At 51.3% G+C, this 7032-nt stretch carries 7 protein-coding genes; 1 reads left to right on the top strand and 6 read right to left on the bottom strand.

Translation table 11 applies throughout. The features are described from left to right. A partial coding sequence (locus tag GAC_RS00970; protein WP_241760098.1) for a cytochrome c oxidase assembly protein occupies window positions 1-503 on the top strand: 503 nt, incomplete at its 5' end. A gap of 9 nt (window positions 504-512) precedes the next feature. On the opposite strand, the gene GAC_RS00965 is transcribed toward GAC_RS00970, so the two are convergent. From GAC_RS00965 to lspA, 6 genes are all read right to left on the bottom strand, one after another. Next, a complete protein-coding gene (locus GAC_RS00965; RefSeq protein WP_010265971.1) occupies window positions 513-1295 on the bottom strand; it encodes a hypothetical protein in 783 nt (260 codons plus the stop codon). Window positions 1296-1633: 338 nt separating this feature from the next. Next, complete coding sequence (locus tag GAC_RS00960; protein ID WP_037349015.1) at window positions 1634-2422, bottom strand: hypothetical protein; 789 nt, start codon at window positions 2420-2422, stop codon at window positions 1634-1636. 418 nt (window positions 2423-2840) lie between these two features. After that, window positions 2841-3716: a hypothetical protein gene (locus GAC_RS00950; RefSeq protein ID WP_010268497.1), complete on the bottom strand. Its 876-nt coding sequence runs from the start codon at window positions 3714-3716 to the stop codon at window positions 2841-2843. Window positions 3717-3912: 196 nt separating this feature from the next. Continuing rightward, on the bottom strand, window positions 3913-5247 hold the full coding sequence (locus GAC_RS00945) for a M16 family metallopeptidase (RefSeq protein WP_010268501.1): 1335 nt from the start codon (window positions 5245-5247) through the stop codon (window positions 3913-3915). A gap of 12 nt (window positions 5248-5259) precedes the next feature. Then, window positions 5260-6588, bottom strand: a complete 1329-nt coding sequence (locus GAC_RS00940; protein ID WP_010268506.1) for a M16 family metallopeptidase — start codon at window positions 6586-6588, stop codon at window positions 5260-5262. 55 nt (window positions 6589-6643) lie between these two features. Next, window positions 6644-7032, bottom strand: a 389-nt coding sequence (gene lspA / locus GAC_RS00935; protein ID WP_037349013.1) for a signal peptidase II, incomplete at its 5' end; no start/stop codon positions are given.

Here is a 7032-nt window from a genome sequence, read left to right as displayed (position 1 = left end):
GGCTACGGAGGCACAACAAAAGAGGCCGCATCTGTGGCCCCAGTGAAAAAACGGGCAGCTATAATATAAAAGTCAGATTAAACGCAGATACACACGGCATTCCGTTGCTTTTTCACCCGGAACAGCCCTACGTCATGGTAACGCCCGGAGTGCAGCAGTTGGCCTTCTACGTAGCAGAAAACCCGTCTGACAAAGAAATAAGCGGCATGGCCGTGTATAACGTAACTCCAGTACAAGCAGGAAAGTACTTTTACAAAATCGCCTGTTTTTGCTTCTCGCAGCAGACATTCGCCCCAGGGCTGAAGATAACTATGCCAGTATCGTTTTTCATAGCTCCAGAGATAGAGGAGGACCCCCAAACCGAGGATATAAGGGAGATTACCCTATCTTACACCTTCTTTCCGACAGAGCAGGAAAGCTCCCCAGCAGCTGCAGCCACGCCGCAAAATACGCCACAGGCCAACGCGACAGGAGCACAAAAGCACACGGACGGAGCTGCGTAGCCACCACACTTACGGCAGCAGGGGCGATACGCCGAAAGGTACGACGGAGGCACCGCCTTTTGAGATCCTGACATTGGCGATATTCGCGGAGGAAACGTTCAGCCTATCGGCAATATCGTCGATGTCTGCATCCGAAAAGTGAGTTCTGTCATCACTAAGGACCAACATACCATTGCCTGCAGAAGAGAGCATGTAGCGTATAAGACCTACACCCCCGGTAACCAACACCAAAGCAGCCGCAACCAAGCACACGTGCGACGCCGTGGACGGGACAAACAGAGCCTTAGCTGCCTCCACAAAATCACCCTGGGCACCGGCACACAAAACGCCGAACGCGGCAGAAAAAGTACACAGCGAAACGCCAAGTGCCCCCACAAGGGCGCAGGAAAGGGGCTCGAACTTAGCACCTCGAAGCCCACCCGTCCTGACACTAACCTCAGCACGAGCGTTAGTGCTGCGCACAAAGGACCCGTTCATCTGCAGCATACCCGAAGAGCTAAACGCCTCCTCAGGCAAAGAGACAACGAGCCCATATTTGTCTACAGACTTGAGCCTAAGGCAGAACACCATAAGCCCAGAAAACGCCACAAAAGCAGCCACCATGGAGCAGAGGAAGGCCGCAGTGGCAGGCCCTGCACCCAGCAAGTGGACCCCAGAAGCGGAGATGTAAGCGGCGAAGAAAGAAAGAGAGGCAGCGCTCGCAACCAGCAGCACAGCACAAATCTTAGCGTACAGCCGATCACGCCCAATCCGCGAAACACCTACATCACCGTAGTCAGCATCCCTATACACCCTACAGCCTCATCACCTTAAAAAGATTACTAGCATTTTAAGGAAATAAGCACCCAGAGTCAATAGAACCCCCGCGCAACCGCCTCAGGAGGCGGCTCAAGCCTACACAGACAACACAGCCACAACGTGCACCAACGCAGGCTCACACCCGGAGAGCGACACTTAACTAACCGGCAGCACAGCGGGAACAACCGCACCCACAGCTACCAGGAAGACAGAGAAAGGGCGACGTAGCACTCGCGACCAGGCGGGAGAAACCACCCAGGAACCGCACCACCACTACAGCATGCAACAACGCCAAACCGCAGTAGATTGGAACACAAACCGCCGCCCGGAGATTACATTGCAACGGGAGTTGCCGCGCCGCCGCCCCTGTAATTAGCATCGTGTACGTGTATAGCCATAACCTCGTTGAAGTCGGTCTCTGGACCCAGCGCACCAGCGGGGAGGACCCCATCTGCAGCGGAGACATCACCAGAGCTCACAACACAAAGCCTGTTCCCCTGACCGGAGGCAAGCAATCCACCTCTCATGGCAGCAAAGAACGTTACAGCCATAGCTAAGAATAGCATGACAACCCACGCTTGTTGCAGAGGAGTAGCAGCAGCAAACCCGGAACCTATCAAATCGGCAGTAATAGCCGTAGAACTAGGCAGCGCACCAGACAGCGCAGCGAACACAGTCAGAGTCACCAGACCCGCCATAGATGTAGGCGTGGAGAACGGATTTGTGCGACCGCTCGAAACAAAAGACACGTGCCGCGTCTCATGTCTCCGTCCCAGCTCACCTTCTGCCCCCCTAGCAGGAGCTACCAAGTATGCGGCATTCGGATACAGGCCGTTCATCTCCTTAGCCTTCTTCTGATGTTCATTGCAGACCACGGCCAAGCCTATAGCAGCAACAACAAACACAGCCAGCATGACCATCAGCGCTATGAACTCGGGACGCTTCAGAAGCACGCTAGATTCCAGGCCCTCCTGAGACAGCCTCCACACACGCGCTGCAAGCGCGGCAACTACTATGACCGACAAAGCTGTAGTAACACCCAAACCCTGACGCATATACCTAGTACCATCTGGGTTCGCTATGTGCGCACTCAGCCTCTCATCTTTAATCTTGAAGGACATAACCGACACAACCTAAATAGATAACACACCAGGCGATACTACTGCTGGGGAACAAGATTGTCAACTAGTTAAACTTGGAAATATAAAACCTTACATGCGGAAGCTAACTAGTTTACAGATCTTTAAGTTGCAGCCGTCTCATTGGAAGCCTATTTTTACTCTATAGTAATAATTAGCAATGCACACCCCCGCATAGCAGAGTATGGCACAATAGCAACACCGATACTACGTGTGGAAACTGGCAGAAAACGGCTGAGATCTGCGCCCATAGCGTATATGCGCATGAGTCTGCGTGCAAAAACTGCGCTCCGTGCTTACATACACCACTGCGTATTTTCACGCCAGGTTAGCTACTACACGTAACCTGCAAAGTCTATGTCAGCTTGTAGTATCACGCACTAAAACAGCCTCTATGGAGCTATTGCGGACTACGAGCATCTATAACACACTTAACACAGACTCCAGAAGTTTCACTCCCGAGCCCCATGAGCGCATTGATCCAACTTGTGCCCTGTAGAATATCGTGGGCTGAGCTCCGCTCTCCCTTAGCACCAGGGATACGCGCATTCCCAGCTGCTGTACCATCTGCAACGCCATGCTCCTCCTGCACCACAGAGCCGCGAGATGACCCCCCATGTATTACCGCCGCGCGAGCGGGATCGGATTCTGACGCCACAACAACAAACATGTTTACGCAAGGTGTGGCTCCATCAGTAAAAACTCTGACGCAAAATAGCATAAAGCACGAAATCAAAAACGCCGCAACTGCGGCGAGAAATATAACACTTTCTACGCTTTGAACTCTGGAAATCAGCGAAGCGATTGCGGGTATAGTTTGCGACTTTCCAACTATTACCCCGCTCACCAGTGCGGCGGTAATGAGTGAACACGCAATAGCGCATGCTAGAACCGACTGAAACACCCCATAGCCAGCCTGCACTCCATGTCTGCGCACACTGACATCAAATCTTCTGTTCGGACAACCAAAAGGAGCTTGTATCGTTCCGCTGGCATGCTGCACCCTACCGCTGCGACTCTGCAGGGCAGACATAATGAACACGAATGTTAAGCTTATAAGGAGTGACACCGTAGAGGCCACAGCAACAATAAAAACCGGAGCGTACCACGAAAACGCAACACCAGCAGATATCGCATAGGCAAACGCAAACGCGGCTACGGTGGCAAACAGCGTAGCACAAAGAACCCCCAGCCTGAAGTATACATTGCTGATGGGCTTACGCAGAATCAGAGCCCTTACGCCGCTCTCAACGTCATCTTCGCCATCCCCCCTCACATACCCTCATGTAAAACACAAATCCAATGTGCGGTCCTGCCGCCGCGTACAGTATACTCGCTATCTCCCACAGTGAAAACCACAAACCCCTAATAGCAGCCGTGGGACGGCAGAGCAACAAAACACTTTGCTGTGCACAGCAACGCGAGCTTCTTGGAGACTGCTGTGGTGACTACCTAAAAATAGCCGTTATAGCCTAGGGTACTACCCTACCGCCAATGTTGTTTCGCACCCCCACTTCGACAACAGATAGGTCACCGAGCACTTCTCGCGCAACTTCATTAACTTCTTGCAGCGTTATGGAATCAAACAGCGCGCGATATTCCGATATGTAGCCCAGCTCCCTACCCTGCAGCTGCAGTCTCATGAGCAAATTCGCCACAGAACCCGTGTTTAGAAAGGTAAATACGAAAGAATCAAGGATATCGGCCTTTGAGATGTTGAACACCTGCTCATCTAATCCATGTTCTTTGACCGTTCTTATTACGTCAGCAAGCCCATTCACCCCACGCTTGGCAGTTGAGTTGTCAGTGTACAAAACACCTAGCATCAAATTCATGTGCCCTTCGTTGTGCAGGAAGCTATCCACCCTGTACGTAATCCCAAGCTTCTCGCGTAGCTCTCTCATCAACACTGAATTCAGGGCAGTACCGCCCAGTGCGTTCGTCAGGAGCTGCATTGCATGGTATCGATGATCTGTGATTTCTACACTCTTGCCCGCAAACACAACAACACTCTGTGGAGCATCGTACCCGATATACCCTCTACTGCCTATGTTAGCATCAACCGGGCTGACCTCTTTAAGATTCTGCCCTCTACGTAGCCGAGCAAAGCTTGTGTCGAGCATTTTTGACAGGCTTTTTTCGCTGATATCTCCCACTACTCCAACAACCATTTGATCGAGATCAAAAGTTTCCTGCTTGTAGCGCGATATGTCGTCCAAAGTTATTTTGTCGATATCCTCGATGCTGCCTCTGGGCGAGCGGCCGTAGGGGTGATCACCGAACAAAACGCGCCCTATCCCATACATCGCCAGCTCTGAAGGCTCAGTCATACTATGGCGCACCGCAGACTTTTGGCGCTCCTTCTCCTGTGCAAAAACCTCAGAATTTATGTGCGTATCCAACATGCAGCGGCCCAGCATTTCCAGCGCCAATCCGAGGTTATCTGACAAAGTCTTCAAAAAGATATACACATGTTCGCGATCGACGGAGACTGACAGATCTATCCCCCGCTCAGTAAGCTTTTGCAGGGCACTAACACCCTCCTCAACCTCAGAGTGCGGCATAACCAAAGAGGCCAGGTATGAGAGGCCATGCCGCCCTTCGGGGTCGTAAGCCGACCCGGCTTTTTTGAACGCAATTGCCACAGAGACTATCGGTAGGTTGTGCTCTTGCAGATACCAATAGCTGATACCGTTTTGAGTGTTCGCGCTGCGTACGTCCGCAGTTACCTCGTCAGCAACGCACTCAGTCCCGAACAGCACCACACCGAGGAGGAATAGGACGCGTAATAAAGGGTTAGCACTCATACAATCAACCTCCTATATTTTAGGTAACAAATGCCCTTCCACTGCGGGATTGGTAAAAGTTCCCTTGATGGCCGCGTTTACATCCTCAACCCGGATGCTCTTGATAGCATCCACAACATCCTCCATGGAAATTGCGGGGGAACCGATAGCCAAAAGCCCTGCATAAAACCACGCCCTATCTTCAATGCCGTCAAGGCTATACACAACACGTGCCATGCCCCTGTACTTGGCATTTTCAACAAATTTCTTTGACGCCCCAGAAGAGACTAGCTGCTCGATTACGCGCTTAACTTCATTGCTCACGATATCGGGAGAAACTCCTGGCGCAAGGCTTATGTCTATGGAAACTGCCCCACTACTCAGCTCCCTGGCACTATGTGAGGCAGAGACTCGCGTTGCTACGCGTTGTTTGCGGACCAACTCATCATACAGTACCCCAAATTCGTCTCCGGCAAGCACATCCGCGGCTATAGCTGCCGCGTAGTAGTTGTGCAGGCTTTCACTTTGGATAACACTCGGAGTTTGATAGAGCACAAACATTTCCGGATCTGCCACAAAGGCGCTCTCCATTTTGACGGTTATACCAGCCCTGTGCGGGGGTTCTAGCTTGGCATCGGCATTACGCTCAATAGCCTCACTGTTGTTTGTCAGGCCACCGTAATTGGCTTGTGCAAGCGCCATCACTTCCTCAAAACTCACATCCCCAGCCACCAGCAATATCGCATTGTTGGGGTTGTAGTACTTGCGATAAAAAGCCTGGACATTTTGCATGTCATAGTTAGCTATTTCGTGTTCCCAGCCGATGACTGGTCTGCCATAGCCGTTACGATAGAAGACATTCACAGCCTCTTCCTCCAGTAACCCACGCGGGGTTGCCTCGGTACGCATTTTTCTTTCCTCAAGCACAACGTTGCGTTCGCGCTCCATGTGCTCCGCGGTAAGATCAAGGTTGCGCATCCTATCGGCTTCCATCTCCATCATCAGCGGCAGGTGCCGTTTTCCCACTAACTCATAGTATGCAGTGTATGCGGTCGAAGTCATCGCGTTGAATCTTCCACCGAGCCGGCCGATTGTTTCAGAGAAATCTTGAACTTTCTCCGTACCAGTAAACATCATGTGTTCAAGAAAGTGGGCGATGCCTGAAAGGCCAGGTGGATCATCCATACCACCTACCCTGTATACCAGCATATGCAGCACTATCGGGAAGCGATTATCTGATATTACATAAACCTTCATCCCGTTTTCGAGTTCTGCAACTCGCACACCTTGTAGTTTTGCACAAAATGCAGAGCTGCAGAAAAGGGAAACCAACAGAAAGCTTGCCACAAAAAACTTGTTCATCGCCCCTAATCCAAAATGAAAAATCAGCCTCGTCCCAAGCAATATAGTGAGACAATTAATATTTCTTAACGGAGAGCGCATCGGGGTCTCCACTTGTGTCTACACACGCCTTTGCATGGTACATTACCTCAAGGCATAGGAAACAAATAACCCCACACGTCACGCATACATCCGCAAAGTTGAACGCGGGCCAGTGAAACTCGCCTGCATGCAGACTGATAAAGTCATACACAGCACCGAACCTGAGCCTATCTGCGAGGTTACCCAAGGCCCCTCCTATCACCACGCCCATACAGATCGTGCTTTTATTACACTTAGACTGCACAAACAGTACAAAAAGCATCAATATGACGCCCAGAGAGACATACGTGAAGATCAAGTTGCTACTCTCCAGCGCACCAAACATACCAAAACTAATACCCCTATTCCAAACCTCCACCAAGC

Source organism: Anaplasma marginale str. Florida (assembly GCF_000215485.1).
Lineage (GTDB): Bacteria > Pseudomonadota > Alphaproteobacteria > Rickettsiales > Anaplasmataceae > Anaplasma > Anaplasma marginale.
Note: the sequence above shows the minus strand (reverse complement) of the source record. Positions and strands in the feature narration are given on the sequence as shown.

Excerpts from the sequence above, each read along its gene's own strand:
- GAC_RS00960 (WP_037349015.1), bottom strand. The coding sequence starts at position 2,422 with ATGTCCTTCAAGATTAAAGATGAGAGGCTGAGTGCGCACATAGCGAAC.
- GAC_RS00945 (WP_010268501.1), bottom strand. The coding sequence starts at position 5,247 with ATGAGTGCTAACCCTTTATTACGCGTCCTATTCCTCCTCGGTGTGGTG.
- GAC_RS00940 (WP_010268506.1), bottom strand. The coding sequence starts at position 6,588 with ATGAACAAGTTTTTTGTGGCAAGCTTTCTGTTGGTTTCCCTTTTCTGC.